Origin of the sequence: Sedimentitalea sp., from assembly GCF_039973035.1 — a bacterium.
Taxonomy (GTDB): domain Bacteria; phylum Pseudomonadota; class Alphaproteobacteria; order Rhodobacterales; family Rhodobacteraceae; genus Sedimentitalea.
In genome coordinates, this window is record NZ_JBDWLR010000084.1 from 48,202 (window position 1) to 73,285 (window position 25,084).

25 protein-coding genes are annotated in these 25,084 nt (G+C 59.3%); 20 read left to right on the top strand and 5 right to left on the bottom strand.

Going from position 1 to position 25,084, the window contains the following annotated elements; all coding sequences use genetic code 11:
- Window positions 1–99 precede the first annotated feature (99 nt).
- From ABJO75_RS19935 to mdoH, 6 genes are all read left to right on the top strand, one after another.
- The gene (locus tag ABJO75_RS19935) at window positions 100–585 is read left to right on the top strand and encodes a DUF302 domain-containing protein (protein WP_348134662.1); all 486 of its coding nucleotides are present in this window, start codon (window positions 100–102) and stop codon (window positions 583–585) included.
- A gap of 67 nt (window positions 586–652) precedes the next feature.
- Window positions 653–2,272 (top strand): thiamine pyrophosphate-binding protein, encoded by a 1,620-nt coding sequence (locus tag ABJO75_RS19940; protein WP_348134885.1) that lies wholly within the window; start codon window positions 653–655, stop codon window positions 2,270–2,272.
- A 229-nt stretch (window positions 2,273–2,501) separates the two neighbouring features.
- The gene (locus tag ABJO75_RS19945; protein WP_348134664.1) at window positions 2,502–3,869 is read left to right on the top strand and encodes a tetratricopeptide repeat protein; all 1,368 of its coding nucleotides are present in this window, start codon (window positions 2,502–2,504) and stop codon (window positions 3,867–3,869) included.
- 24 nt (window positions 3,870–3,893) lie between these two features.
- Window positions 3,894–5,141: an OpgC domain-containing protein gene (locus ABJO75_RS19950; protein ID WP_348134666.1), complete on the top strand. Its 1,248-nt coding sequence runs from the start codon at window positions 3,894–3,896 to the stop codon at window positions 5,139–5,141.
- Window positions 5,138–6,640: a glucan biosynthesis protein G gene (locus tag ABJO75_RS19955; RefSeq protein WP_348134668.1), complete on the top strand. Its 1,503-nt coding sequence runs from the start codon at window positions 5,138–5,140 to the stop codon at window positions 6,638–6,640. Before ABJO75_RS19950 ends, ABJO75_RS19955 begins: the two co-directional genes overlap by 4 nt.
- Window positions 6,637–8,511, top strand: coding sequence for a glucans biosynthesis glucosyltransferase MdoH (gene mdoH / locus ABJO75_RS19960; RefSeq protein ID WP_348134669.1), 1,875 nt, complete (start codon window positions 6,637–6,639; stop codon window positions 8,509–8,511). The genes ABJO75_RS19955 and mdoH overlap by 4 nt, the downstream gene beginning before the upstream one ends.
- On the opposite strand, the gene ABJO75_RS19965 is transcribed toward mdoH, so the two are convergent.
- Window positions 8,512–9,342 (bottom strand): polyhydroxybutyrate depolymerase, encoded by an 831-nt coding sequence (locus ABJO75_RS19965; protein ID WP_348134671.1) that lies wholly within the window; start codon window positions 9,340–9,342, stop codon window positions 8,512–8,514.
- Window positions 9,339–9,797, bottom strand: coding sequence for a rhodanese-like domain-containing protein (locus ABJO75_RS19970; protein ID WP_348134672.1), 459 nt, complete (start codon window positions 9,795–9,797; stop codon window positions 9,339–9,341). Before ABJO75_RS19970 ends, ABJO75_RS19965 begins: the two co-directional genes overlap by 4 nt.
- Window positions 9,798–10,177: 380 nt before the next feature.
- On the opposite strand from ABJO75_RS19970, the gene ABJO75_RS19975 reads away from it, so the two are divergent.
- The 13 genes from ABJO75_RS19975 to ABJO75_RS20035 all read left to right on the top strand — a co-directional run bounded on the left by ABJO75_RS19975 (window position 10,178) and on the right by ABJO75_RS20035 (window position 21,259).
- Complete coding sequence (locus tag ABJO75_RS19975; protein WP_348134674.1) at window positions 10,178–10,687, top strand: Na+/H+ antiporter subunit E; 510 nt, start codon at window positions 10,178–10,180, stop codon at window positions 10,685–10,687.
- Window positions 10,687–10,974: a monovalent cation/H+ antiporter complex subunit F gene (locus ABJO75_RS19980; protein WP_348134676.1), complete on the top strand. Its 288-nt coding sequence runs from the start codon at window positions 10,687–10,689 to the stop codon at window positions 10,972–10,974. Before ABJO75_RS19975 ends, ABJO75_RS19980 begins: the two co-directional genes overlap by 1 nt.
- 4 nt (window positions 10,975–10,978) lie before the next feature.
- On the top strand, window positions 10,979–11,329 hold the full coding sequence (mnhG, locus tag ABJO75_RS19985) for a monovalent cation/H(+) antiporter subunit G (protein WP_348134677.1): 351 nt from the start codon (window positions 10,979–10,981) through the stop codon (window positions 11,327–11,329).
- 24 nt (window positions 11,330–11,353) lie between these two features.
- Window positions 11,354–11,896 carry a DUF4040 domain-containing protein gene (locus tag ABJO75_RS19990; protein ID WP_348134887.1) on the top strand — a complete coding sequence of 181 codons (543 nt, stop codon included), beginning with the start codon at window positions 11,354–11,356 and terminating at the stop codon, window positions 11,894–11,896.
- Window positions 11,896–12,336, top strand: coding sequence for a Na(+)/H(+) antiporter subunit B (locus tag ABJO75_RS19995; RefSeq protein WP_348134679.1), 441 nt, complete (start codon window positions 11,896–11,898; stop codon window positions 12,334–12,336). Before ABJO75_RS19990 ends, ABJO75_RS19995 begins: the two co-directional genes overlap by 1 nt.
- Window positions 12,330–12,773, top strand: a complete 444-nt coding sequence (locus ABJO75_RS20000; RefSeq protein ID WP_348134680.1) for a cation:proton antiporter subunit C — start codon at window positions 12,330–12,332, stop codon at window positions 12,771–12,773. Before ABJO75_RS19995 ends, ABJO75_RS20000 begins: the two co-directional genes overlap by 7 nt.
- The gene (locus tag ABJO75_RS20005) at window positions 12,773–14,305 is read left to right on the top strand and encodes a monovalent cation/H+ antiporter subunit D family protein (RefSeq protein ID WP_348134682.1); all 1,533 of its coding nucleotides are present in this window, start codon (window positions 12,773–12,775) and stop codon (window positions 14,303–14,305) included. Before ABJO75_RS20000 ends, ABJO75_RS20005 begins: the two co-directional genes overlap by 1 nt.
- A gap of 9 nt (window positions 14,306–14,314) precedes the next feature.
- Complete coding sequence (locus ABJO75_RS20010) at window positions 14,315–15,799, top strand: proton-conducting transporter membrane subunit (protein WP_348134684.1); 1,485 nt, start codon at window positions 14,315–14,317, stop codon at window positions 15,797–15,799.
- Window positions 15,789–16,136, top strand: a complete 348-nt coding sequence (locus ABJO75_RS20015) for a hypothetical protein (RefSeq protein WP_348134686.1) — start codon at window positions 15,789–15,791, stop codon at window positions 16,134–16,136. The genes ABJO75_RS20010 and ABJO75_RS20015 overlap by 11 nt, the downstream gene beginning before the upstream one ends.
- On the top strand, window positions 16,129–17,826 hold the full coding sequence (locus tag ABJO75_RS20020) for a Na(+)/H(+) antiporter subunit D (protein ID WP_348134688.1): 1,698 nt from the start codon (window positions 16,129–16,131) through the stop codon (window positions 17,824–17,826). Before ABJO75_RS20015 ends, ABJO75_RS20020 begins: the two co-directional genes overlap by 8 nt.
- A 99-nt stretch (window positions 17,827–17,925) precedes the next feature.
- Entirely contained in the window at window positions 17,926–19,302 is a 1,377-nt protein-coding gene (locus tag ABJO75_RS20025) for an aspartate aminotransferase family protein (protein WP_348134690.1), read from the top strand.
- A 17-nt stretch (window positions 19,303–19,319) separates the two neighbouring features.
- Window positions 19,320–20,528, top strand: a complete 1,209-nt coding sequence (locus ABJO75_RS20030) for a CoA transferase (protein WP_348134692.1) — start codon at window positions 19,320–19,322, stop codon at window positions 20,526–20,528.
- On the top strand, window positions 20,525–21,259 hold the full coding sequence (locus ABJO75_RS20035; protein WP_348134694.1) for a glutathione binding-like protein: 735 nt from the start codon (window positions 20,525–20,527) through the stop codon (window positions 21,257–21,259). The genes ABJO75_RS20030 and ABJO75_RS20035 overlap by 4 nt, the downstream gene beginning before the upstream one ends.
- 8 nt (window positions 21,260–21,267) lie before the next feature.
- Here ABJO75_RS20035 and ABJO75_RS20040 read toward each other — a convergent pair whose 3' ends face one another.
- Window positions 21,268–21,678, bottom strand: coding sequence for a rhodanese-like domain-containing protein (locus ABJO75_RS20040; protein ID WP_348134696.1), 411 nt, complete (start codon window positions 21,676–21,678; stop codon window positions 21,268–21,270).
- Between the two features lie 101 nt (window positions 21,679–21,779).
- Between ABJO75_RS20040 and ABJO75_RS20045 the strand changes: the two genes are divergently transcribed.
- Window positions 21,780–22,532 carry an SDR family NAD(P)-dependent oxidoreductase gene (locus tag ABJO75_RS20045; RefSeq protein ID WP_348134698.1) on the top strand — a complete coding sequence of 251 codons (753 nt, stop codon included), beginning with the start codon at window positions 21,780–21,782 and terminating at the stop codon, window positions 22,530–22,532.
- Here the strand turns inward: ABJO75_RS20045 and ABJO75_RS20050 are convergent.
- Window positions 22,529–23,953 carry an amidase gene (locus ABJO75_RS20050; protein WP_348134700.1) on the bottom strand — a complete coding sequence of 475 codons (1,425 nt, stop codon included), beginning with the start codon at window positions 23,951–23,953 and terminating at the stop codon, window positions 22,529–22,531. The genes ABJO75_RS20045 and ABJO75_RS20050 overlap by 4 nt on opposite strands.
- Window positions 23,954–24,014: 61 nt before the next feature.
- Entirely contained in the window at window positions 24,015–25,037 is a 1,023-nt protein-coding gene (locus ABJO75_RS20055; RefSeq protein WP_348134702.1) for an extracellular solute-binding protein, read from the bottom strand.
- Window positions 25,038–25,084 lie beyond the last annotated feature (47 nt).

Sequence of the window (25,084 nt, forward strand, 5' to 3'; positions counted from 1 at the left end):
CGCAGGGAGCGTTAACGCAGCAAAGGGAACGTGATTGTGATTTCCGGCCCTCGGCGTCCTGCGGCAGTACTGTCGGTGGCGGCGAAAGGATTACCAACGATGCGAATTTTCGATTTTGCGATACTGGCCTGTTGGCTGAGCTGTGGGAGTGCGCTGTTTGCGGGGCCGGTCGCCGAACGCGACGGCTGGATCGTGATGCCGACCGATATGCCGTTTGAGACGCTTGTCACGGCGGTGAAAACCGCCACCAAGGCAAATGGCATGGGCGTCGTCACCGAAGCCGGGCCAACGGCGATGGCCGCCAGCCGCGGCATCACCATCCCCGGCAACCGGGTGATCGGCGTGTTCAACAATGATTTTGCGGTCAACGTGCTGGCCACCTCCACGGCGGCGATGATCGAGGCCCCGATCCGCTTCTATGTTACCGAATCGCCGGACGGTACGAGCACGTTGTCCTACAAGACACCCTCTCATGTCTTTGCGCCGTATGCGGATGAAGGTGGCGAGGACTTGTCTGATCTCGCAGCCATGCTGGATCAACGTTTCGCAGCGATTGCCGATGCTGCGGTCATGTCGTCACACTGACGTGATCGGGGTTGCGGTGGCCATCGGAACGGTCAATCTCGCCGCAAACGAAACGGAGTTTAACGACATGCCGCAACCCGACCTGCGCGCCGCAGATATTCTTGCCCGGCGGCTGTATGACGCTGGCTGCCGCCATGCGTTTGGCATGCCGGGGGGCGAGGTTCTGACAATGGTCGATGCGCTGGAGAAGGCCGGCATCCGGTTTGTCCTTGCCAAGCATGAAAACGCAGCGGGGTTCATGGCCGAAGGCGTGCATCACCGCGATGGCGCACCGGGCATTCTGGTGGCAACGCTTGGTCCGGGCGCAATGAACGGCGTCAATGTGGTGGCCAACGCGCTGCAGGATCGGGTGCCATTGATCGTTCTGACCGGTTGCGTTGATGAGGATGAGGCGCTGAGCTATACCCATCAGGTTCTGGACCATCAGGCGGTGTTTCGCCCGATCACCAAGGCCAGCTTTCGCCTTACCGCGGCGGGGGCGGGGATCGTAGCGGACAAGGCCGTGATGGCCGCCACGGCACCGCGCCCGGGTCCGGTGCATCTCGACGTGCCCATCGGGGTTGCCGATACGATGGTTTCACAGTCCGTCATCCGTCGCAGCCGCAAACCGGCCCCCGTGGTGCCGCACGGCGCAGACCTTGCGCAGGCCCGCGATTGGCTGGCGCAGGCGCGACGTCCGCTGGCTATTGTCGGGCTGGATGTTCTGGCGGATGATTCCGCCTGTGTATTGCGGGCCTTTGTCGAGCATTTCCAGATCCCGTTCGTGACCACATACAAGGCCAAGGGTGTCATTGCAGAGGATCATCCGCTGTGCCTTGGCGGGGCCGGGTTGTCGCCATTGGCCGACCAGCACCTGTTGCCACTGGTGCAGCAGGCTGATCTGGTGTTGGCGATCGGGTACGATCCGATCGAGATGCGACCTGGGTGGCGCAATGTCTGGGACACAACCCGGCAGAACGTGATCGACATCGCCGCCGAACCCAATACCCATCATATGCATCAGGCCGGGCTGAACCTTGTCGCCGATACCGGTGCCACGCTCGAGGCCTTGGCGCAGGGGACCCGTGTCGCAGAAACCTGGCCTGACCGCGAACCCGAGCAGGCCAAGGCCGGGCTGGCGCAGGCGTTTCCCATGGACGATACGTGGGGCCCCGCTGCTGTGATTGCAGAGGCGCGCGATGTGCTGCCCCGTGACACGCTTGCAACCGCCGACAGCGGCGCGCACCGTATCCTGCTGTCGCAAATGTGGACATGTCATGCGCCGCGGGATCTGGTGCAATCCTCCGCGCTTTGCACGATGGGCTGCGCGTTGCCCCTGGCAATCGGTCTCAAATTGGCGGAGCCCGCACGTCCGGTGGTCAGCTTTTCCGGCGACGCGGGGTTCTTGATGGTGGCTGGCGATCTCGCGACAGCAGCGGAGCTGGGTACACCGGCGATATCCGTGGTCTTTGTCGATGCTAGCCTTGCTCTGATCGAGCTGAAACAGCGCCAGAGACAGATGACCAATTTGGGCGTAGATTTTCTGCGTCACGATTTCGCGGCGATGGGCCGTGCCTTTGGAGGCAATGGCGTGTCGGTGAGCAACCGCGCAGAGCTGCGTCAAGCTCTGCAAGAAGCCCAGAGTGCCGACCGCTTTACCGTGATTGCCGCTGAAATCGACCCGGGCGGGTACGACGGCCGCCTGTAATTTGGCCGGATCGGTCAGAGAACTGGCAGAATAGCCACAGCTTAAGCGTGTTTCGCTTCAATTTAGACGTGTTTTTGCTCAAAACGCCTGTTTTGCTCGGCAACAATTCTCTCATCCATCACACGGCTCTTCACCAATGCGAGAGTATGAGACATAGCGATATTTCAATGGCCTACTGTTTGCTAAGCGAGTCGCAGTGCGTGATCTCCAAGCAGAATTGGACCCCTAGATGAAGTGTGATGTTTTCGGCCTACCTACCAGCCTCGAGCAGCCTGCCAGCCTGACAGACTGGAACGCGGCGATGTTGGGCTTTCTGGCGCATTCCGCCGTTACTCCGACCCATCTGATGGCGGTACTCAAAGCGGAACCCGGTTTCGCCTTGGGTCATGCGGTCAAGGGAATGTTCTATCTGTTGTTGGGGCGTCGCGAGTTGCTGGAGGTGGCGGAGGGCGATCTGGCCAATGCACAGCAGGCACTGGCACAGGGGCAGGCAACTGCGCGGGAACGATCCTATGTGCAGGCGCTGGACATCTGGATGACAGGCAAGCCCAGCGGTGCCATTCGCTTGCTGGAACAGGTGCTGCGCGATCATCCCGAAGACGCGCTGGCGATGAAGCTGAGCCACGCCATTCGCTTTGTCCTCGGCGATATTGCCGGTATGCGCCGTTCGGTCGAACGTGTGCAGCCCGCCTATGGCACGGATCATGCGGCGCATGGGTATCTGCTGGGCTGTCACGCCTTTACGCTTGAGGAAACCGGTGAATACGACCGCGCCGAGATTGCCGGGCGTCAGGCGCTCTGGACTGCGCCGAATGATGCCTGGGGTCTGCATGCAGTCGCGCATGTTTACGATATGACGGGCAACGCGAAAAAGGGGCTGGAATGGATTGCCGGGCGCGAAGGCGCTTGGGCGCATTGCAACAATTTCCGCTATCACGTCTGGTGGCACAAAGCGTTGATGCATCTGGATCAGGGCCAGACCGAGGCGGCGCTTGATCTCTATGATCGGGACATTCGCAGCGACAAGACCGATGACTATCGTGATATCTCCAACGCGACTTCGCTGTTGTCACGGCTCGAGTTGGAGGGTGTCGATGTCGGCGACCGTTGGCAGGAACTGGCTGATCTGAGTGCGGCACGAACCGAAGATGGCTGTCTGATCTTTGCCGATCTGCACTATCTGCTGGCCCTTAGTGCCGAGCGACGCGATGCCGAGGTCGCAAATCTGCTGCGGCGCATTCATCGCGATGCCGATACCAACCAGACCGAGATTGACCAGCGCATGGCGCGCCCCGGCGTGTCCGCCGCCGAAGGGTTGGCCGCGTTTGGCGAAAGCCGCTTTGCCGAGGCATTTGCCCATCTTTCCGCCGCACGGGGCGACATGCAGCTTGCCGGTGGCAGCCACGCACAGCGGGATGTTTTCGAACGGTTGACCATTGATGCCGGCCTGCGGGCAGGGCTGCTGGATCAGACTGAAACGATCCTGAACGACCGTTTGTCGCGACGGGGCAGCACAGACGCATATGAAGCCGCCCGACGCGAGCTGATCGAGGTTGGACGGAACCAAGACGCAGTGCAGAGCGTTCCTGCACAATAGACTTGCAAAAGGCCACATACAAACATGGCGACAATATCGCCCTCATCAGACTTTGCCCTCGCACCAGCGGCGCAAACCCCTCCGGTAGCGCGCGTGCGTGATCCCCGGCTTGATTTCTATCGCGGTATCGCGATGTTCATCATTCTGGTGGCACATATCCCGTCGAACGCCTGGAGCAGCTGGATTCCGGCACGCTTTGGCTGGTCGGACGCGACGGAGATCTTTGTTTTCTGCTCGGGCATGGCGTCTGCCATCGCCTTTGGAGGGGCATTCGCGCGCATGGGTTGGCCAATGGGAACGGCCCGCGTCGCCTATCGGGTCTGGCAGGTCTACTGGGCGCATATCGGGCTGTTCTTCTTTGTCGCGATGATGATGGCCGCGCTGGATACTTATGGCGTGTTCGAAAAGAGTTACGTCGACTCGCTCAACCTGACCCGGTTCTTCTCGGACCCGATGACGCAAATTGTCGGCATCTTTACCCTAACCTACGTGCCGAACTATTTTGATATTCTGCCCATGTACCTTGTGGTTCTGGCGTTGATGCCGCTGTTCATGGCGCTGTCGCGGATCGGATTTGCACCGGTCGCCGGGGCCAGTATCGCAATCTGGCTGGCGGCCAATATCGGTCTCTTGTCGATGCCGGCAGAATCGTGGTCAGAGCGGCCATGGTTCTTTAACCCGTTCGGCTGGCAACTGCTGTTCTTTACCGGCTTTGCATTCATGCGCGGCTGGATCCCTGCGCCGCCCGTGTCCAAGCCATTGATCTGGGCCGCGGCTGCGTTTCTGGTGCTGACGGCCCCGTTTGGATCGTGGAAAGTGTTCCAGTGGATCAACTCGGCCAGCCCTGATCTGGGCGCGAGTTTTCGCGAAATCTGGACAATGTTCAGCACGCTGGAGAAGGAAACCGGGTTCAGCCTGCGTAACAAGACCGAATTCGGCATCCTGCGCTATATGCATTTCCTGTCTCTGGCCTACCTGGCCTGGGTCGCAGCGGGCGAAGGCGGTCGGCGTTTGCAGGCGACCGGCACAGGCATTGCGGCGGAAATTTGGCGCAATCTTCTGAAAATAATCACCAAAGTCGGGCAACAGTCACTGGCGGTCTTTGTGTTTTCGATGTCGGTCGCGCGGCTTTTGGGCTTCGTTCTCGACCAGATCGGACGCAGCCCTGCGACAGTTTTGCTCGTCAATTTGACAGGCTTTGCAATGATCATCGCGGTTGCCTATATCGCATCTTGGTTCAAGTCTCAGCCATGGCGGGGCAAAAGAGCATGACACTTACTCGCAGACAATTTCTTCTTTCAACTACAGCCTTTGCGCTGGCGACAAGCGCCGGTGCGACATCGCCTGAAGCAGGCTTTGATCACGCGCGCGTTGTTGCGCTGGCGCAAGAGTTGGCCGCAGCCGACTATGCTCCGCGCGACATGGTTCCGCAGGCGTGGCAGGACCTGACATACGAGCAATACAAGCTGATCCGCTTCCGTCCAGAGGCGGCGCTGTGGTATGACAGTGAAACACCCTTCAACGTCGATTTCTTTACGCCGGGTCTCTATTTCCCGCGCCCCATCAAGGTCGAAACCGTCGAAAACGGTGTGGCGACGCCGGTAGCATTCGATCTGGCGATGTTTGAGAAATCGGAATCCGTCCCGGATTTGCCGGTCGACGACACGCTCGGATTTTCCGGGCTGAGGCTGCGCACTGAAATGCACCGTCCCGGCAAGACAGATGAATTCTGCGTGTTTCAGGGTGCCAGCTATTTCCGGGCCATTGGGCTTGACGAAATCTACGGCCTTTCTGCAAGGGGTCTGGCGCTGAAAACCGGCGATCCGGATGGCGAGGAATTCCCCGATTTCATCCGCTTCTGGCTGGAGCGACCGCGCCCTGACCAGCGCAACATGATTGTTCACGCGCTCATGGACAGCCCCAGTGTTACAGGGGCCTATCGCTTTGATATCACCCCAGGCCCGACCTGCGTGATGGAGGTTGAGGCGACCCTCTTTGCACGCGAAGAGCTTGACCATGTGGGCCTTGGTCCGCTGACCAGCATGTTCCTGTTTGACGAAACCAACCGCAACCGGTTCGACGATTTCCGCCCGGCCGTTCATGACAGTGACGGGCTGATGGTTTTGAACGGTAATGGTGAAGTGCTGTGGCGGCCATTGGCCAACCCCAAGCAACTTCAGATTTCATCGTTTATCGACACCGACCCGCGCGGTTTTGGACTGATGCAGCGGGCGAGGCGGCTCTCGGATTTTGCCGATCTCGAAGCGCATTACCACCGCCGTCCCGGTCTCTGGGTCGAACCGAAAGGCGATTGGGGCAAAGGGGCTGTGACACTGGTTGAGATCCCTGCGGATCGCGAGATTTACGACAATATCGTCGCCTACTGGCGGCCCTCGACGGCATATGAGGCTGGCGCGCAGATTGATATTGCCTATCGCTTGACCTGGGGCGAAGAGGCCCCGGTCGTCGCCACCTATGCGAAGATTCTTAATACCCGGATGGGGCAGGGGTTTCATGGCGATCGCGTGGTCACTGTGGATTTCGAAGCCGACCCGCTGTTTGACGATGGCCTCGATGCAATCACACCGGTCGTCAGCTCGCCTCATGTCGAGACGTCGGATGGAATACTGCAGTACAACCCTGAAACCGGTGGGCTGCGGCTAGCCTTTTCCTTTGAGCCGGGAGAGCGCGAACTTGTCGAACTGCGCGCACAGCTGCGCAAGGGCGACCAGATGGCCAGCGAAGTCTGGCTGTATCGGTGGTCATCATGAGTGATGAGTTTCGCAAAATGCCGCCGTGCGCGCCGATGGCGATGCCGGCGCAAGATTTCAGTGCCGAGTTCCGGGACCAAAGCGCGCCCGGAGCGGCGCCGGTCGAGGGCACGCGGCTGTGGAGGCTGATGGCCTTCAGCCCCGCAGTCGTCGCGACTCTAGGTCTGACGTGGGTTATTCACGGCTGGTTCGCCGCACAAGGCATCAATGTGATCGAGGCGATCCTGCTGACCCTGATCTGCTTCAACTTCTTCTGGATCGCCTTTTCCGTCAGTACCGTCGCCCTTGGGCTGGTGTCGCTGGCCCGGCGCGAACCACCGGCGCGGCCGACTGCGATGCAGCCGCAAAAGGTCGCGCTGCTCATGCCGATCTACAACGAGGTACCGTGGTACGTGCTGGGCAACGCCCGTTCGATGCTCGAAGAGTTGCGTGCGCGGGGCGGGCAACACGATTATTCTATGTTCATCCTCAGCGATACGCAGGACGATGCCATCGCCGCGCAGGAGCAGGAGAGCGTGCAGGCGTTGCTCGCTTCGCTGTCGCCGGGGCTGAAGCTCTATTACCGCCGTCGTTCGCGCAACACCGACCGTAAGGTGGGCAATATCGCCGACTGGGTGGCCAACTGGGGTGCAGAGTTTCCGGCGATGCTGGTGCTGGACGCTGACAGCCTGATGACAGGGCGCGCGATCCTTCGGTTGACTGATGCACTGGCTCGCGATCCCGGTGCCGGCCTGATCCAGAGCTTTCCGCAACTGATTGGCGCGCAGACCGTGTTTGCCCGGATGCAGCAATTCGCCAATGGCGTCTATGGCATGGCGCTGGCCGAGGGGCTGGCGCGCTGGTGTGGGCAGGAAGGCAACTATTGGGGCCACAATGCGATCATCCGCACGGCGGCGTTTGCGTCCTGTGCCGGGCTTCCGCATCTGCGGTCTTGGCGCGGACAAGACCAGTTGATCATGAGCCATGACTTTGTCGAAGCAGGTCTGCTGCGCCGGGCTGGCTGGGGCGTTCGGTTCCTGCCACGTATCCGGGGAAGTTATGAGGAAACGCCGCAGACGCTGATTGATCACATCCTGCGCGACCGGCGCTGGTGTCAGGGCAACCTGCAACATCTCAACCTGTTGTGGTCTCGTGGGTTTCGATCAATCTCGCGGTTTCACATGTTCAACGGGGCCGTGGGCTATCTGATGTCGCCGATCTGGTTCGCATTGCTGGTGATGTGGGCGTTGATCGGGATGGGCGAGAACGCCAGTGTTCTGACCTATTTCAGCGAAACCAACCCGACGATGCCTAGTTGGCCGGAACTCACTGAAACGCGCCATGTGCTGATCATTGTGTTGATGTACGCGATGTTGCTGGTTCCGAAGCTGATGGGAATCGCGGCGCTGCCGTTGAGCGGCATTCGGTTCAACGAATTCGGCGGTGGCCTCTGGTTCGCATTGTCGTTCCTGTCCGAGGTTCTTTTGTCGGTGATCTATGCGCCCATCCTGATGGTGCAGCAGATGATCGCCGTATTCCGGACCCTCTTCGGGCTTCAGAGCGGATGGTCGCCGCAGGCGCGCGATGGCGGGCAATACGGGCTGGGTACATTGTTGATGTGTCACGCGCTGGAAACCATCAGTGGTCTTGCATTGACGGCTGGGATCATTGCCGGGCTGGTGTCGCCATGGCTGCTGCCGATCTCGATCAGCTTGCTCTGTGCGGTGCCACTGTCGGCGCTGAGCGGGTTTTCAATGTCGGGGCGCACGCGCACATGGCTGGGGACCCGCGAAGACCATCGTGAGCCGTTGATCACGCAAGCCGCGCGCCATTACCGGACCGAGCTGAAATCGGTGTTGGAGCGCGACAAGGTACAAACGCCGGCCGAGTGATCAGTTGGTCAGGCTGTCCTCGAACCAGTCAAGAACCATATCTGCCCAACCCGGTGGTACGCTGTGGCCACCGGGAAAGAGGGCAAACTCCAGCGCACTTTCAGGAGCGCAACCTGTCCACGCCCGTCGCCAGAAGGCGTCGGTTTCCGAAAATTCGGTAGCCTTTTCATCCGGGCATTTATTTGCCGCACGCCAGATTTCGAGCCCGGCAAAGATATCGCCCTGCTGAAATTGACCTCCGCCGAGAAACCGGCCTTCCAAAGGCACGGTCGTGTCCCGCCAGCCGTGCGTGTGGAACAGTTGCACAGGGCCGGCGCAATCGGTTGGATGAGGGCGCCAGAAACCGCCCGAAACCGGGGCATAGGCGGTGAAGGCCGCAGGCTCTGCACAGGCGAGATAGTTCACCATGAACCCGCCGCCGGAAAACCCTGCAAGCACGGCATGATCCTCGTCCAGATCAAAACGCTCGGCGGCATCATCGCGGACGCGTTGCAGAAAGTCTATTTCGTCACGTCCTTCCCAGCCTGGGTAAAAGCTCCACCCGTGACCATTGCCGGACCCAACGCTGCGTGACCCGGTCGGCGCGACCAGCGCATAGCCGCGCGCCAGCAGGCTGTTGACGAGACCTGTATTCTTCAACGTGCCTTCACCGCTGCTCCCCCAGCCATGCAGGAACATCACCATCGGTGTCGCTGAGGTTTCTGTGTCAGGCAGCACGACATGGTACGCGCCGTCCTCAAGCAGACAAGCATCGGGCTCCGGGCCGCAGGTCGCCTGAGCTGTACCCGCAATCCCCGACAGAACAACAACAGAGGCAGTGACGATTTTCATTCCGATTTCTCCGAGATGGTGTTGACGGGTAACCCGGCGTCCAGCCATCCGGGACCGGCGGCAGAACCGAGCATACCCTCGGGGACATCAATGATGTTGGTATAGCCCGCATCTGACAACGCAAGCGCCAGTCGGACGGACCGCACACCGCGCGCACAAATCAACGCGATAGGGCGGGACCGATCCGGGCCGACAATTGCAGAAAGCGCCTGCCCAAAGTCGTCGCGGCGCATGTCCAGCGGCGCGGCGCCCGCGGGCACACCGGTCTGTTGCCATTCCTTCGGGCGTCGAATGTCGATCAGAACCACGTCGCCATCGGCGGCTTGCTGGTACGCCTCTGCAACGCTGAGGGAGTCGCCGGAATAGTCAGGCGGGATCAGCGATACACGATAGGCGATGAGACCTGCCGCGACGGCCAGCATGACCACCCCGATCAAAACGCGAAGGCGGGTCAATCGGTGTGCCTCTCGGCTTGCGAGAACTGCGTGGTGCGGCGGCGATGTTTCATGCGAATGTGCATATCACGGATGTGTCCCGGTGCACGTCATCTGATGCGTCTCGCTGATCAAGTTCACGTTAGAACTGTGCAGCTTCACGCCATGCTCTCTGTGTGTCCGAACCAAACTTGAGGCGACCGATGTTTGCGACTTCATGTCGATCCGAAACTTGCGATGACAATCGAGGATCGGCCCATAAGGCGCTATTTTCACGCCGGTTTTTCGGATGTCATTTTGGCGGCTTTCGGTTGCGTATATACAATCATGACGATTTTTCTTAGTATTTCTACGAATCGAGAAAAGAACAATTTCCATCCACGAAACAGAAGCTGTTCGGGATGGAAGAACGGGTGGGGCAAATTCGGGTGCGACTGATCGGGACCGCAATATTTCTATCGGCGCTCTGGCTTTTGATGTCCGGTCTGTTCAAGCCGATGATCCTTGCGTTTGGCGTCGTCTCGGTCTTGCTTGTTGTCTACATCCTTCACCGCATGGACAGCGTCGATGAGGACCGGGTCGCGCTGCCTCTGGGGCCGTTCGCGACAGTGGGGTATTTCTTTTGGTTGCTGGTTGAAATCGCCAAGGCCAACTGGGCAGTCACCAAAATTGTGCTGTCTCCGAAGATGCCGATCACCCAGCATCTGTTTTCCGTGCCCTATACCCAGAATTCCGATGTGGGTCAGGTGATCTTTGCGAACTCCATCACCCTGACACCGGGCACGCTGACGGTTGAAACTGATCTCGGGTATTTCCTCGTGCATGCGCTGGATTATTCGCCCGATGATCTGGAGTCACTGGCCGATATGGACGCCCATGTCACTGCCATAGAAACGGGGCGTGCAGGCTGATGTTTGTTGTTGCCACAGTCTCGTTGTTCATTGCCATGATCCTGGTGTTGATCCGCCTGTTTGCAGGGCCGTCGCTCTATGACCGGGTGTTGGCGCTGAACTCGTTTGGCACCCATACGGTTCTCTTTATCGGGGTGATCGGGTTCCTTATGGGGCGTCCGGATTTTCTTGATATTGCATTGCTTTATGCGCTGATCAACTTTGTTGGCACCATCGTGATCCTCAAGTTCTTTCGCTACCGCGCGATTGGTGATGTGCGTCGGGACATAGGCGAGGCGGACGGGTGAAGCCATGGATATGATCGTCAACATTCTCAGCTGGATTTTCATCGTTTCGGGATCGTTCTTTATGATCGTCGGGGCCATCGGGGTGCTGCGCCTGCCGGATTTCTGGACACGGCTGCATGGCATGTCGATCAGCGACAGCGCCGGCGTTATCCTTTTGATCCTTGGCATGGCCATGCAGGCCGGGCTGACGTTGATCACGGTAAAGCTGTTTATCATCCTTGCCTTCCTGTTCATCACGGGACCGACAGCGACGCATGCCGTTGCAAATGCCGCTCTGGTTTCGGGCCTTAAACCGCGATCGGATGTGCCGCTGGAAGACGATCCTGAATTCAACGCCAACCTCGATACAAAGTAAGGCAGGCCAGAGATAGAGACCTATATCGATATCGTTCTGTTCACACTGCTGGTGTGTACCGCATTGGCTGTCGTGCGTGCGCAGAGCCTGTTTGCCACTGCGATGCTGTCGGGCGCGTTCAGCCTGCTTTCGGCGCTGTTGTTTGTCACACTTGATGCGGTTGACGTTGCGTTTACCGAGGCTGCGGTGGGGGCGGGGATATCCACAGTCCTGATGCTGGGAACGCTGGCGCTGACAGCACGGTTTGAACGCCCTGTGTCGCATTCGCCGGTGATCCCGCTCTTTGTAGTGCTGGTGACTGGTATCGCGCTGATCTATGGCACGCTCGACATGCCCAATTTTGGCGACCCGAATGCACCGGCGCAGGTCCATCTGGCCCCTGATTTCATTCAGCGCAGCCCGAGCGAAATCGACGTTCCCAACATCGTGACAGCCATTCTCGCAAGCTATCGCGGCTATGACACGCTTGGCGAAGTTGCTGTGGTGTTCACCGCCGGTGTTGGCGTTCTGTTGCTGCTCAGCGGGCTGCGGCATCGCCGTCGCCGCAAAGAGAAAGAGGACGTCTGATGCGCCATCACCTCATCCTGCGTGTCGTGACCAAGCTCTTGATCGGCGTCATCATGCTGTTCGCGCTCTATGTTCAGTTTCACGGCGACTATTCCCCTGGTGGCGGCTTTCAGGCGGGCGTGATCATGTCCGTCGCGTTCATCATCTATTCCGTGGTGTTCAGCCTTGCGGATGTCCAAAAGGTGCTGCCCCCGTGGTTCGTGCACAAGCTGATGGCCCTCGGGTTGCTGCTCTATGCAGGGACAGGGGTCTACAGCATGTTGGTCGGCTACAACTATCTCGATTATGAGGCGATCAGCCCGCACCATCCCGTGCACGGGCAGCATTACGGTATTATCCTGATCGAGCTGGGCGTGGGCATCACAGTGACCGCTGTGATGGTGACGATCTTTTACGCCTTTGCGTCGCGTACTCCGACTATGGATGACGAAGCATGGTGAACGAAATCAGCCAGGATTGGACATTCGTTGTCGGCCATTTGAACTATTGGCTGTTCATCGTACTGATGATGACCGGCCTTTATATCGTGGTCGCCAAGGGCAATCTGGTGAAAAAGGTCGTCGGCCTGAACATCTTTCAGACCGCAGTCTTCATGCTCTACATCTCGGTCGGCAAGGTTAAGGATGGCACCGCGCCGATCTTTCCGGTCGACATGAACATTGACCCCAACGTGCTCTATTCCAATCCGCTGCCGCATGTTCTGATCCTGACCGCCATCGTTGTCGGCGTGGCGACAACGGCTCTGGGGCTGGCGCTGGCCATACGCATCCGTGAAGAATACGGCACCATCGAGGAAGACAGCATCCAGAAGATCGACAGGGAAACCGCCTTGCGGGACGCCAACCTGCACAGTGAAATCGTAGGCGAGCAGGGCTGATGGCAACCGAAACAGTGCAACACACGGCCCTGACGCTGGTCGATCATCTGCCAGCCCTGCAGATCCTCGTACCGTTTATTGCGGCGCCGATCATCGTGCTGATCGGGAGCCGCAAACTGGCCTGGCCTATTGCTTTTGCTGCGAGTGCAATTTCTTTCGTCATCGCCGTACTTCTGCTGACCTCGGTGCTGGATGGCAGCGTGATATCCTACCACATGGGGGGCTGGGCGCCGCCGGTGGGGATTGAGTACCGGGTCGATGCGGCAAATGCCTTTGTGCTGCTGTTGGTTTCGGCGATCAGCACCGTGGTGCTGCCCTATGCGCGCACCAGCATCGGCAAAGAGGTATCAGAACGCCATCACACGTTGTTCTACACAGCTTATCTGCTGTGTTTCAGCGGGCTGATGGGCGTCGCGATCACTGGCGATGCGTTCAACGTCTTTGTGTTTCTCGAGATTTCGTCGCTGTCGACCTATGTCTTGGTCGCGCAGGGGGCGGAGCGGGACAAGCGGGCGCTGACGGCGTCCTATGACTATCTGATAATGGGTACAATCGGTGCGACGTTCTTTGTGATCGGCATCGGATTTCTCTACATGGCGACGGGCACGCTGAACATGGCGGACCTTGCTGATCGCATTGCCGATCAGGGGGACAGCCGCACCATTCGCGCGGCCTTTGCGTTTATCGTCGTGGGGATCGGGCTGAAGGTGGCGATGTATCCGGTGCATCGGTGGCTGCCCAATGCCTATAGCTTTGCCCCATCGGCCATCACCGCATTTCTGGCGGCGACGGCGACCAAGGTTGCGGTCTATGTGCTGCTGCGTTTCATTTTCTCGGTGTTCCAGCCGGCCTTTCTGTTCGAAGTCAACACGCTGGAATTCATCATCCTTCCCTTTGCGCTGGTTGCCATGTTCGCGTGCAGCTTTGTCGCGGTTTTCCAGAGTGATTTCAAAATGATGCTGGCGTTTTCCAGCATCGCGCAGATTGGATACATTCTGCTGGGCATATCGTTCCTGAACGAAACCGGCGTCACGGCGGCCATCATTCACCTGTTCAATCACGGCATCACCAAGGCCGCGCTGTTCATGGCGGTGGGCGCCTATGTGTTCAGCGCAGGCGGATCGTTTTATGACACGATGCGCGGTCTGGGGCGGCGAATGCCGCTGACATCGGCCGCGGTCGTCATCGCCGGGCTCAGCCTGATCGGGGTGCCGGGCACCGCCGGTTTCATCTCTAAATGGGTATTGGTGCAAGGCGCGCTGGAAAAAGGCTGGTGGCCGATCGCAATTCTGATCGTTGCCTCAAGCCTGCTCGCCGTGATCTATGTCTGGCGCGTGATCGAAGTGCTTTACATGCAAAAGACACCCGAGGATTGCGAGGTGCGCGAAGTGCCGATGTCGATGCTGGTGCCAATGTGGGTACTGGCATTGGCCTGTATCTGGTTCGGCCTGAACACCGACATGACGATGACCGCGGCACAGGCGGCGGCACAGGGCCTGTTGTCCGGGTCCGCCGGAATGATGGGGCAGTAGGAGGGCGGCATGGATACCAATACAGCCATACTTGCCAGCATGCTGATCCCGCTGCTTGCAGCGATCGCCAATCTGGTCCTGCGCGAGGCCCCGAACCTGCGCGACGGCACCACGCTTGTCGCGGCAATCCTGACCTTTGGGTGCGTGCTGAACATCCTGTTCAACGAGGGCAGCGGCACCACTGAACCGATGGTGCTGTTCTCGGTGATGCCGGGGCTGGATCTGGCCTTCAATGTTGAACCACTGGGCCTGTTGTTTGCGATTATTGCCAGCGGGCTATGGATCATCACGCATCTCTATGGCGTCGGCTATATGCGCGGCAACAACGAAGACAACCACGCGCGGTTCTTCTGCTTTTTCTCGATCGCCATCTCGGCGACGCTTGGTATCGCATTTGCCGCCAATATGTTCACGCTGTTCCTGTTCTACGAGGCGTTGACGCTTTCGACCTTCCCACTGGTCGCGCACAAAGGCACGGACGAGGCGCGGGCGGGGGCGCGAGTTTATCTGGGCATCCTGATCGGCACGTCAATCGGGTTCCTGCTGGTGGCGGTGATCTGGACATGGACGCTGACCGGCACGCTTGATTTCACCAAAGGCGGCATTCTTGAGGGCCACGTCGCGGGGCCGATGGTGGCGATCCTGCTGGCGCTATATGCTTTTGGCATCGGCAAGGCGGCGTTGATGCCGTTTCACCGTTGGCTGCCCTCGGCCATGGTTGCACCCACGCCGGTTTCGGCGCTGTTGCATGCGGTGGCGGTGGTCAAGGCCGGTGTCTTTACCATGCTCAAGGTGGGCATCTATATCTTCGGCATCGATTTCCTCGCTGAAACCGGCGCGTCCGAATGGCTGATGTGGCTGGCGGCCTTCTCGATTGTCGCCGCCTCAATCGTGGCGATGACCAAGGACAATCTCAAGGCGCGGCTGGCCTATTCAACCGTGAGCCAGCTCAGCTACATCACCCTTGGCATGGCATTGGCCACGTCGATGGGGGTGCTCGGCGGCGGCATGCATATCGCCATGCACGCCATGGGCAAGATCACACTCTTCATGTGCGCCGGTTCGATTTATGTCGCCGTGCACAAGACCGAGATCAGCCAGATGAAGGGGCTGGGCCGGGTCATGCCGATCACCTTTGGCGCGTTCCTCATCGGTGCATTGTCGATCATCGGGCTGCCGCCTCTGGGTGGATCGTGGAGCAAATGGTTGCTGGTCATGGGGGCGGCGGATACCGGGCAATGGGTGATGATCGTCGTGCTAATGGTCAGCTCGCTGTTGAACGTGGTTTACCTGCTGTCGATTGTCGGGCGCGGCTTTTTCCTGCCGAACCCGGATATTCCGGCGGGCGCCGGTTCCTCCGAGGCGGGCGTGCTGGTCTGGCTGCCACCTGTATTGACCGCGCTTGGCTGCGTTGTTCTGTTCTTTTACGCGGGAGAGATCCAAACCTTTCTGTCCCCTCTGGTCGCTGAGGCAGGGATGAACGATGGACAATAAGACACCCGAAGATCCCAAAAAATTCCCGGCATTGGGGCGTGCGCTGCTGTGGGTCGAAAAACCGGGCGGCGTCGAAAAGATCGTCTATGCACTCTATGCGGTTTGCGCCGCGCTGTTCGTGGCGGACTTCCTCTATCACAAGCATACCTATCTCGCGATCGAGAACTTTCCCGGCTTTTACGCGCTCTATGGCTTTTTCATGTGTGCTGCCCTTGTGGTCTGCGCCAAGGTGATGCGGGTGTTCCTTGGCAGATCCGAGGATTATTACGCACCCAAGGATGTCGAATCCGAACCCTTCCCTGAAGATCAGCTTGAGAAGGTGGATTATGATGCTTGAATCACTGCCCATCGCCTTTCTGTTCTTTCTTTGCGCGCTGATCCTGCCGGTCCTGCCGCGCGGGCCTGTGCGTGGCGTAGTGTTGCTGATCGTTCCCGTTGTCGCCGCGTTTCTGGTCTATAACCTGCCGCTCGGCAATCTCGTGCAGGTGGAGTTCTTTGGCTTCACACTCGACCTCATGCGCGTCGACAAGCTCAGCCGCATCTTTGCGCTGATCTTCTGTATCGCTGCGTTTCTCGGCAATCTCTACGCTTGGCATGTCAAGGACGTGGTACAGCAAGTGGCGGCCTTGCTTTATGCCGGGGCGGCGGTTGGCGCGGTCTTTGCCGGTGATCTCATCACGCTCTTTTTCTATTGGGAAGGCACGGCGATTTCGTCGGTCTTTCTGATCTGGGCGCGCCGGACCGAAGGCGCGTTCTATACCGGCATGCGCTATCTGGTCATCCAGATCGGCTCGGGTGTGATCCTCTTGGCCGGGGTGATCCTGAACTATGCGGATACCGGCAGCATCGCATTTGAGCATATGGAACTGGGCACGCCCGCCACCTGGCTGATCTTTATCGCCTTTGGCATCAAATGCGCCTTTCCGCTGCTGCACAACTGGTTGCAAGACAGCTACCCCGCCGCGACGGTCACCGGTACCGTGATCCTGTCGGCCTTTACTACAAAGCTCGCAGTTTACTCGCTGGCGCGGGGCTTTGCAGGCACTGAAATCCTGATTTACATCGGCGCGGTCATGACGCTGTTCCCGATTTTCTATGCGGTGATCGAGAACGACCTGCGCCGGGTGCTGGCCTATAGCCTGAACAACCAGCTTGGCTTTATGGTTGTTGGTATCGGCATTGGCACCGAACTGGCGTTGAACGGAACGGCGGCGCACGCGTTTGCGCATATCCTCTACAAGGCGCTTTTGTTCATGTCCGTGGGGGCGGTGCTGTTCCGCACAGGTACGGCCAAGGGATCGGAACTGGGCGGGCTCTACAAGACGATGCCGTTGACGATGATATTCTGCGTGGTTGGCGCGGCCTCGATTTCGGCCTTCCCGCTGTTCTCGGGCTTTGTTACCAAATCGCTGATCCTGTCTGCCGCTGCCAAGGAACATTATTACATCATCTGGGGCATCCTGCTCTTTGCCTCTGCAGGTGTGTTCCACCATTCCGGCATCAAGATCCCGTATTTTGCCTTTTTCGCACATGACAGTGGCCTGCGCCCAAAAGAAGCGCCATGGCACATGCTCTGGGCAATGGGCTTGGCATCGTTCCTTTGCATCGCGATCGGCGTCTATCCGGCACCGCTCTATGCGCTGCTTCCGTTCGAGGTGAGTTATGATGCTTACACCACGACCCACGTGATCACACAGCTGCAGCTTCTGTTCTTCTCGGCACTGGCCTTCACGGTGCTGATGCGCACCGGCATCTACCCGCCGGAACTGAAATCGGTGAACCTCGATTTCGACTGGACCTACCGGAGGCTGTTGCCAAGGCTGCTGGCCTGGATTTCCAAGCCTGTCGGGGCTCTCTTTCAGTGGGTGGACGCCTTCAAGACCGGCACGATGAAGGGTCTGATCCTTTATCTCTACAACGTCTTTGGTCCGCGTGGGCGCACCTCGCAATTCTGGCCGACGGGTGCGATGGTGTTGTGGATCGCAATCCTGCTTGGCGTCACTCTGCTGGTGAATTACGCGTCCTGATATTCACGCCGATTTCCAAGCTGTCTGGGGCTGGCGTCGGGCGGGCTTGCCGTGCATGGTGTGGCCAATTGCTTTGCGATCCAAGGAAAGACGCCCGCCATGACCTTTCAGCCAAATTCGCCCGAAGCCCGCGATGTAGCGTACCACATGCACAGCTACACCAACGCCCGAACCCATCAGGAAGACGGCCCGCTGATCATCGAACGCGGTGACGGCGCCTATGTCATCGACAACAGCGGCAACCGCTATCTCGAAGGTATGGCCGGGTTGTGGAGCGTCGGCGTTGGCTTTAACGAACCGCGACTTGCTGCGGCGGCGGCAAAGCAGATGGAGAAGCTGCCCTTTTACCATACATTCGGCGGGCGCTCGCACGGACCAGCAGTCGACCTCGCGGAAAAGCTGATACAACTCGCGCCGGTGCCGATGAGCAAGGTATTCTTTACCAACTCCGGTTCCGAGGCCAATGACTCGGTGTTGAAGCTGCTTTGGTATCGCTCAAACGCGATGGGCCAGCCACAGCGCAAAAAGATCATCAGTCGCCTGCGGGGCTATCACGGCGTTACTATCGCTTCGGCCAGCATGACCGGCCTGCCGTCAAACCACGAGTCGTTTGACCTGCCGATAGCCAACGTTCTGCACACCGGTTGTCCGCATCACTATCGCGACGCGCAGGAAGCCGAGAGTGAGGCGGAGTTTGCCACCCGTCTGGCCGTCGAACTCGAGGAGATGATCGTGGCGGAAGGCCCGGATACGGTGATGGCGTTCATTGCTGAACCGGTCATGGGTGCTGGCGGGATCGTAGTTCCGCCGGAAACCTATTGGGCCAAGATTCAGGCGGTGCTGCAAAAATACGATATCCTGCTGGTGGCCGACGAGGTGATCTGCGGGTTCGGGCGCACCGGGCAAATGTTCGGCTCGCAGACCTTTGGCATGCGGCCTGACGTTATGGTCATGTCCAAACAGATCACGTCGAGCTATTTCCCGTTCTCGGCCTTCATGATCAACGAACGGGTGTTCGAGCCACTGGCCGATGAATCAAACCGCATTGGCGTTTTGGGCCATGGTTTCACCGGTGCCGGGCACCCCACCGGGGCGGCCATTGCGCTTGAGAATCTCAAGATCATCGAGGAACGTGGCCTTGTTGCCAACGCTGCCGAAGTAGGGGTGTATTTGCGCGAACATCTGAACAGCTTTGGAGATCACCCGCTGGTTGGTGAAGTGCGCGGTGTCGGCCTGCTTGCTGCCATGGAACTGGTGCTCGACAAGGACACAAAGACCGCTGCCGAGAAGCCGGGACAACTCGGGAAATACGCGGCTGAGCGGTTGTTTGCACATGGTGTCATTTCGCGCCCGATGGTTGATGCGCTGGCCTTTTGCCCGCCGATGATCGTCAATCGTTCTGATATCGACGGGCTTATTTCGGCACTTGGCAAATCGCTTGACGAAACTGCCGCCGCGTTCGATATCGCGATCTGACGGGCAGGGGGCAGAGCATGGCTGGACCACTTGACGGCGTGCGCGTCATCGACCTCACCACGATGATCTCGGGGCCGCTGGCCACGATGACCCTCGCCGATCAAGGGGCCGAGGTGATCAAGATCGAGCACCCGGATGGCGGCGATCACAGCCGACAGGTGGCGGATCGGCGCGGTGGCTTTGCCGCGTCGTTTCTGAACAACAACAGAGGCAAACGCTCTGTCACGCTGAACCTCAAGGACCCGCGCGGGGTCAAAGCGGCGTTGAAACTCTGCGAAACCGCCGATGTGTTCATCCAGAACTTTCGCCCCGGTGTCGCCGAACGCATTGGTCTGGGCGAGGCCGCAGTCCGCGCCGCGCGGCCAGATATCGTATATGCGTCTATTGCGGGGTTCGGCTTTGAAGGCGAATGGGCGCCAAAGCCAGTCTATGATCCGCTGATTCAGGCACTCTCAGGGCTGGCAAGCGTCCAAGGCGGCGGCACGCGGCCCCGTCTTGTGCGGACCATCGTGCCCGACAAGGTCACGGCGCTTCAGGCCAGTCAAGCGATCACTGCCGCGCTCTTTGCCCGTGAGCGCAGCGGGGAAGGCACCCATCTGCGGCTGTCAATGCTCGACACGATGGTCGCCTTCTTGTGGAGCTCGGACATGGCCGGCTACACCTTTGTCGGGGACGAGGCGCCCGAGGAAAAACGCGATCAGGCGCAGAGCTATGTGGAACTGATTTATGAAACGGCTGATGGCTGGATGGCGGTTTCGGCACATACCGACAGCACGTGGGCTGGTCTGTGTGCCGCCGTTGATCGCCCTGACTGGCTGACAGATCCGCGTTTTTCCACCGTCGCTGCGCGCGAAATTAACAAGCCCGCGCGGCTGGAGCTGACGCAGCAGGCGTTGTTGACCGATACCACCGCCAATTGGATGGAACGGCTGCCCGCCCATGACGTGCCCTGTGCGCCGGTCTTGTCGCGCCACGAAATGTGCGAACACCCGCAGGTCATCGCCAACGGTTCGGTCATCGAAACCGATCATCCTCAGGCGGGTCGGTTGCGTCAGGCGCGGCCACCGGCACAGTTTTCGACAACACCGCTCGATACGCCGCAGCCCGCGCGACGTCTTGGCGAGGATACCCGCGCGGTGCTTGCCGATGCGGGTTTTGACACCGCGAGCATCGACGCCATGATGGCCGATGGCGTTGCCACCGAAGCACAGGACAGCGACCGATGATCGATCTCTATTACGCCCCCACGCCGAACGGCTGGAAGGCCGCAATCATGCTTGAGGAATGCGGGATCGACTATCGTCCCAACCTCTTGCGCCTGTCCGAGGGCGACCAGTTCGCACCTGAATTCCTCGCCATCAGCCCCAATGCCAAGATCCCTGCGATCCTTGATCACGATCCCGCGCCGGACTGGGGCGCGGGTCCGGTGCCGGTGTTTGAATCCGGTGCCATCCTGCTCTACCTCGCGGAAAAGACCGGACAATTCCTTCCTGCTGCCAATGATTTGCGCGCTCGCAAGGAGATGACGGAGTGGCTGTTTTGGCAGGTTGGCAATCAGGGACCGATGGGCGGACAACTTAGCCATTTTCGCAACTATGCGCCCGACGATCAGAAGGACTATGGCTTCACGCGTTATCTCGGCGAATATGACCGAAACCTCGCTGTGCTTGAGAACCGCCTGACAGATCGTGACTGGATTCTCGACGACTATTCGATTGCGGATATGCTGATTTTCCCGTGGGCCTTTATCGCGAAACCGCTCGGAGCCTCGCTCGATGCCTTTCCCAACGTCGCCGACTGGCGCGCCCGGATCAAATCGCGCCCCGCGGTGCAGCGCGCGATTGACCTGAACAAATCCGACCAGAACCGGGGGCGGCACCGGGTCGACAACAACAGCGTACTTTTCAACCAGTCCGCTGACTCGCTTCGACCCAAGTCCGGCGCGGAAAAGGAATAGCCCCCGGGTTATTCAGATGGGTTTTTCGGAGCAGGAAATTCGACCGGGCCGCCTTGTTTTTCCCAGGTTGAAAACCCTTCCTTCAGATGTGCGGCTTCAAACCCCATGTCCTGTAATGTCGCGACAGACAATGCTGATCTCCAGCCTGAGGCACAGTGGAAGACGAACTGTTTGTCCTGCCCAAAGACGTCCTTGTAATAGGGACTTGCCGGGTCGACCCAGAATTCCAGCATCCCGCGCGGACAGTGAAAGCTGCCGGGGATAAAACCGCTGCGCTGGCGCTCGCGGACGTCGCGGATATCGACAATCACGACGTTGGGATCATCGACCATCGCGATGGCATCGGGGGTTTCGATTTCGCGAATGCGGTCACGGGCCTTGGCCACCATTTCAGCGACGGATGTCTTTAATTCTGGCATCGGGATTCTCTCTTTTGCAATCGGGACCTGTTGTTGATTGACCTGATCGCGCAACCAAATCAAGGTCGGATCACCACAGGCCGACCAAAGGAAGACACGTGATGACTGAGAAACCCATTGCACTGGTAACCGGCGGAGCACAGGGGATTGGGCTTGCCTGCGGACAGGCGTTGGCGGCGGACGGGGCGCGGGTCGTGCTCGCCGATATCAAAGCAGAAACGGTGGAGGAGGCGGCGCAGAGCCTTGGCGATGATGCGGTCGGAATGGCCGTGGATATGGCCGACCCTGCACAGGTAGACGCATTGTTTGACCGGATCGAAGCCGAGGTCGGGCCGGTATCGGTTCTTGTCAATAATGCGGGGATCGCTGTTTCAGAAGACTTTCTGGCCATGTCGATTGAGGATTTCCGCAAGGTGATCGACATCAATCTGGTCGCGGTGTTTCAGGCCACGCAACGAGCCGCCCGCACCATGGTCGAGCAGGGCATTCGCGGCGCGATCATCAATATGTCGTCGATCAACGCGGTAGTCGCGATCCCGAAGATCGCAGGTTACTGCGCGTCCAAGGGCGGTGTGATGCAGTTGACCAAAGTGGCGTCACTGGCACTGGCACCGCATGGTATCCGGGTGAACGCGGTTGGCCCCGGCTCCATCGACACGGCGATGATGGCCGGAGTCAATGCCAGCCCCGATGCGTTGGAGACGGCCCTGTCGCGCACGCCCCTGCGGCGTCTTGGTGAGGCGCGTGAAATCGGTGATACCGTTGCGTTTCTGGCCAGCAACAAGGCCAGCTATATCACTGGTGAAACCATCTATGTCGATGGCGGGCGGCTGGGGTTGAACTATACCTGCTAAAGGCGGGGGCGGGTATCGGCGGCGTTGAACCAGCCTCCAACGGCGTCTTCATAGGCCAGTGCCGCCTGAAACGCGACCGCGTCGCGATAGGTGGGGGCGACGATCTGGATGCCAGTCGGAACGCCATTGTCACCAAAGCCTGATGGAACAGAGATCACCGGGCAGCGGCTCAGCATGTTGAACGGCGTCGTCAGGACCCATTCCAATGTGGTTCCGATCGGGGTGCCATCAACGTCAAGACTGTCCCTGGTTGAATCGAAATCCGCAGGAACACCGGGCAGCCCCGTTGTCGGGCAGATCAGCACATCATAGTCTTCCAGCATCGGGCCAAGTGTCTTATAGGCGGCCCCGGCAATTTCCATCGACCGCACCAGATCGCGCCCGCTGGATTTTCCGGCGTTCTCGGCCAGATCGCGGACATAGCTGGTCAGATCATCGGCGTGCGCGTCCAAAAGCTCTGTCAGTTCTCCGCCAAAGATATGCCCAAGATGGGTGTGACAGGCCTCTTGCACCTCGGGTCCCCAACCCAGATCGACCTCTTCAACGGTCGCGCCCAGGCTCCGGAACACCTCGACTGCGGCCAGCGTGTTGCGCCGCACCTGATCGCTGATCACGAAGCTGCCGAGATCCATGGACAGCGCGATGCGCCAGCCGGTGAGATCGGGATAGACCGTCGGCAGGGTCAGTTTGGGATAGAGCGAGGCGATGTCGCGCGGGTCAGGGCCACACATCACGTTCTGTAACAGAATGGCGTCCTGAACGCTGCGCGCCAGCGGGCCAGTGTGGCAATAATAGTCGAGGTTGAACGGGGTGTCGTCCGGATTGCGCCCATAAGGAGGCTTGAACCCGACCAGACCACAGCAAGAGGCGGGCACACGGATCGAACCGCCGATATCAGACCCTGTCGCCAGCGTTGTCATGCCCGCCGCCAAAGCCGCTGCCGCGCCACCTGAGGATCCGCCGGGTGTGAATTCCGGGTTCCAGGGGTTGCGGGTGACGCCCCATAACCGAGACCAGGTGACAACCGCGCTTGAGAATTCGGGCGTCGCTGTGCGCGCATGCACGATCGCGCCTTCGCGCAGGATGCGTTCGTTATTGGCCGAGGTGTCGTCAGGAACAAAGTCCTTCATCACCAGCGATCCATAGCTGGTCGGTTTCCCGGCGATATGGCTTTCGTCTTTGATCGCGACAGGCAGGCCATCAAGGCACCCCATGGGGTCGCCAGCCGCCCAACGGGCCTCGGACGCGCGCGCGGCCTGCATCGCTTCTTCGAAGTAGGTATAGGTAAAGGCGTTCAGCGTTTCGCTCTGCGCTTGGGCGCGCTCGATCTGAGCGGACAGCAATTCGACCGGCGACAGGCTCTTGGCCTCAAAGCGGGCCAACGCTTCGGTTGCTGGCATATAGATCAGATCGTCCGACATTGCGCGCGCTCCCATGCGTAAAAGAGCCAGGGCCGCGCAGGACGCGGCCCCGGTTCGTGGTTCATTTCTGAAGGTCGGTCCAGATGCGGGTATAGATCGACTGCACGTCAGGTGGGCAGGTTTCGTTGAACACGCCCACGCTCTTTAGTTCTTCGGGAATGACGATTTCCGGTGCGGTTTTCATGTCTTCCGGCATGAATTCCTCGGACCCCATGATCCCGTTGGCGTAACGCGCGAATTCCGAGATCAGCGCCGCGTTTTCTGGTTCCATGATAAAGTTCTGGAATGCCTTGGCTTCGTCGACATTCTGCGCATCTTTCAGGACAGCGACCGCATCCATCCAGACCGGGTAGCCTTCTTTGGGATAGCCGTATGCGATGTCTTCGTTTTGCAGACGCATCCGGAAGGTCGATCCGTTCCAGTTTACGCCGGCCCACAGATCCTCTTTGGCGAACTTTTCAAGGTTGCCATAGTCCATGCCAAGCCAGGATTTCTTGGCCTCGACCAGCGTGTCGCGGACTTTCTTGAGCACTTCCTTGTCGCCGGTGCAGGGCTCGCCACCATGGTACATGATCGCCAGCGCCATCACGTCGCCCATCTCCGGTACGACGTTGATCTTACCCTTCAGTTCTTCGGGGGGATCAAGGAACATGGCGGAGGTGTTGATGTCGCCATCATAGTATTTGGTGTTCACCACGACCCCGGTGGTGCCCCACTGCCATGGCACAGTATAGTGACGGCCCGGATCCCATTTCACGTCGACCCACACGGGATCCATGTTCTTGAAATTCTCCATCTCGTCCGGGCGGCTTTCCAACAGCAGGTCTTCGCCGATCCAGATCGGAACATAGGTGTGCGTGGGCACAACGATATCGAACCCGTGACCCCCGGCCTTGACCTTGGCAAGTGCGGTATCGTTGCTGTCGAAATCGGTGACCGTGACCTTGATGCCAGTCTCGGCCTCGAATTTCTCGATCAGCTTGGGGTTGGTATAGTTGCCCCAGTTATAGATGTTCAGTTCCTGCGCGGCGGCGCCAGTCGCCAGCAGCGCAAGCGCCGAAGCGGCGGATAGCAGATGTTTCATTCGATACACTCCATGTAGGTACTCTGGTTCGTGGTCCCGGTTCGTTG

What these genes read in the sequence shown, in the direction of transcription:
- ABJO75_RS19935 (WP_348134662.1), top strand. Translation starts at nt 100, where the DNA reads ATGCGAATTTTCGATTTTGCGATACTGGCCTGTTGGCTGAGCTGTGGG.
- ABJO75_RS19940 (WP_348134885.1), top strand. Translation starts at nt 653, where the DNA reads ATGCCGCAACCCGACCTGCGCGCCGCAGATATTCTTGCCCGGCGGCTG.
- ABJO75_RS19945 (WP_348134664.1), top strand. Translation starts at nt 2,502, where the DNA reads ATGAAGTGTGATGTTTTCGGCCTACCTACCAGCCTCGAGCAGCCTGCC.
- ABJO75_RS19950 (WP_348134666.1), top strand. Translation starts at nt 3,894, where the DNA reads ATGGCGACAATATCGCCCTCATCAGACTTTGCCCTCGCACCAGCGGCG.
- ABJO75_RS19955 (WP_348134668.1), top strand. Translation starts at nt 5,138, where the DNA reads ATGACACTTACTCGCAGACAATTTCTTCTTTCAACTACAGCCTTTGCG.
- mdoH (WP_348134669.1), top strand. Translation starts at nt 6,637, where the DNA reads ATGAGTGATGAGTTTCGCAAAATGCCGCCGTGCGCGCCGATGGCGATG.
- ABJO75_RS19965 (WP_348134671.1), bottom strand. Translation starts at nt 9,342, where the DNA reads ATGAAAATCGTCACTGCCTCTGTTGTTGTTCTGTCGGGGATTGCGGGT.
- ABJO75_RS19975 (WP_348134674.1), top strand. Translation starts at nt 10,178, where the DNA reads ATGGAAGAACGGGTGGGGCAAATTCGGGTGCGACTGATCGGGACCGCA.
- ABJO75_RS19980 (WP_348134676.1), top strand. Translation starts at nt 10,687, where the DNA reads ATGTTTGTTGTTGCCACAGTCTCGTTGTTCATTGCCATGATCCTGGTG.
- mnhG (WP_348134677.1), top strand. Translation starts at nt 10,979, where the DNA reads ATGGATATGATCGTCAACATTCTCAGCTGGATTTTCATCGTTTCGGGA.
- ABJO75_RS19995 (WP_348134679.1), top strand. Translation starts at nt 11,896, where the DNA reads ATGCGCCATCACCTCATCCTGCGTGTCGTGACCAAGCTCTTGATCGGC.
- ABJO75_RS20000 (WP_348134680.1), top strand. Translation starts at nt 12,330, where the DNA reads ATGGTGAACGAAATCAGCCAGGATTGGACATTCGTTGTCGGCCATTTG.
- ABJO75_RS20005 (WP_348134682.1), top strand. Translation starts at nt 12,773, where the DNA reads ATGGCAACCGAAACAGTGCAACACACGGCCCTGACGCTGGTCGATCAT.
- ABJO75_RS20010 (WP_348134684.1), top strand. Translation starts at nt 14,315, where the DNA reads ATGGATACCAATACAGCCATACTTGCCAGCATGCTGATCCCGCTGCTT.
- ABJO75_RS20015 (WP_348134686.1), top strand. Translation starts at nt 15,789, where the DNA reads ATGGACAATAAGACACCCGAAGATCCCAAAAAATTCCCGGCATTGGGG.
- ABJO75_RS20020 (WP_348134688.1), top strand. Translation starts at nt 16,129, where the DNA reads ATGCTTGAATCACTGCCCATCGCCTTTCTGTTCTTTCTTTGCGCGCTG.
- ABJO75_RS20025 (WP_348134690.1), top strand. Translation starts at nt 17,926, where the DNA reads ATGACCTTTCAGCCAAATTCGCCCGAAGCCCGCGATGTAGCGTACCAC.
- ABJO75_RS20030 (WP_348134692.1), top strand. Translation starts at nt 19,320, where the DNA reads ATGGCTGGACCACTTGACGGCGTGCGCGTCATCGACCTCACCACGATG.
- ABJO75_RS20035 (WP_348134694.1), top strand. Translation starts at nt 20,525, where the DNA reads ATGATCGATCTCTATTACGCCCCCACGCCGAACGGCTGGAAGGCCGCA.
- ABJO75_RS20040 (WP_348134696.1), bottom strand. Translation starts at nt 21,678, where the DNA reads ATGCCAGAATTAAAGACATCCGTCGCTGAAATGGTGGCCAAGGCCCGT.
- ABJO75_RS20045 (WP_348134698.1), top strand. Translation starts at nt 21,780, where the DNA reads ATGACTGAGAAACCCATTGCACTGGTAACCGGCGGAGCACAGGGGATT.
- ABJO75_RS20050 (WP_348134700.1), bottom strand. Translation starts at nt 23,953, where the DNA reads ATGTCGGACGATCTGATCTATATGCCAGCAACCGAAGCGTTGGCCCGC.
- ABJO75_RS20055 (WP_348134702.1), bottom strand. Translation starts at nt 25,037, where the DNA reads ATGAAACATCTGCTATCCGCCGCTTCGGCGCTTGCGCTGCTGGCGACT.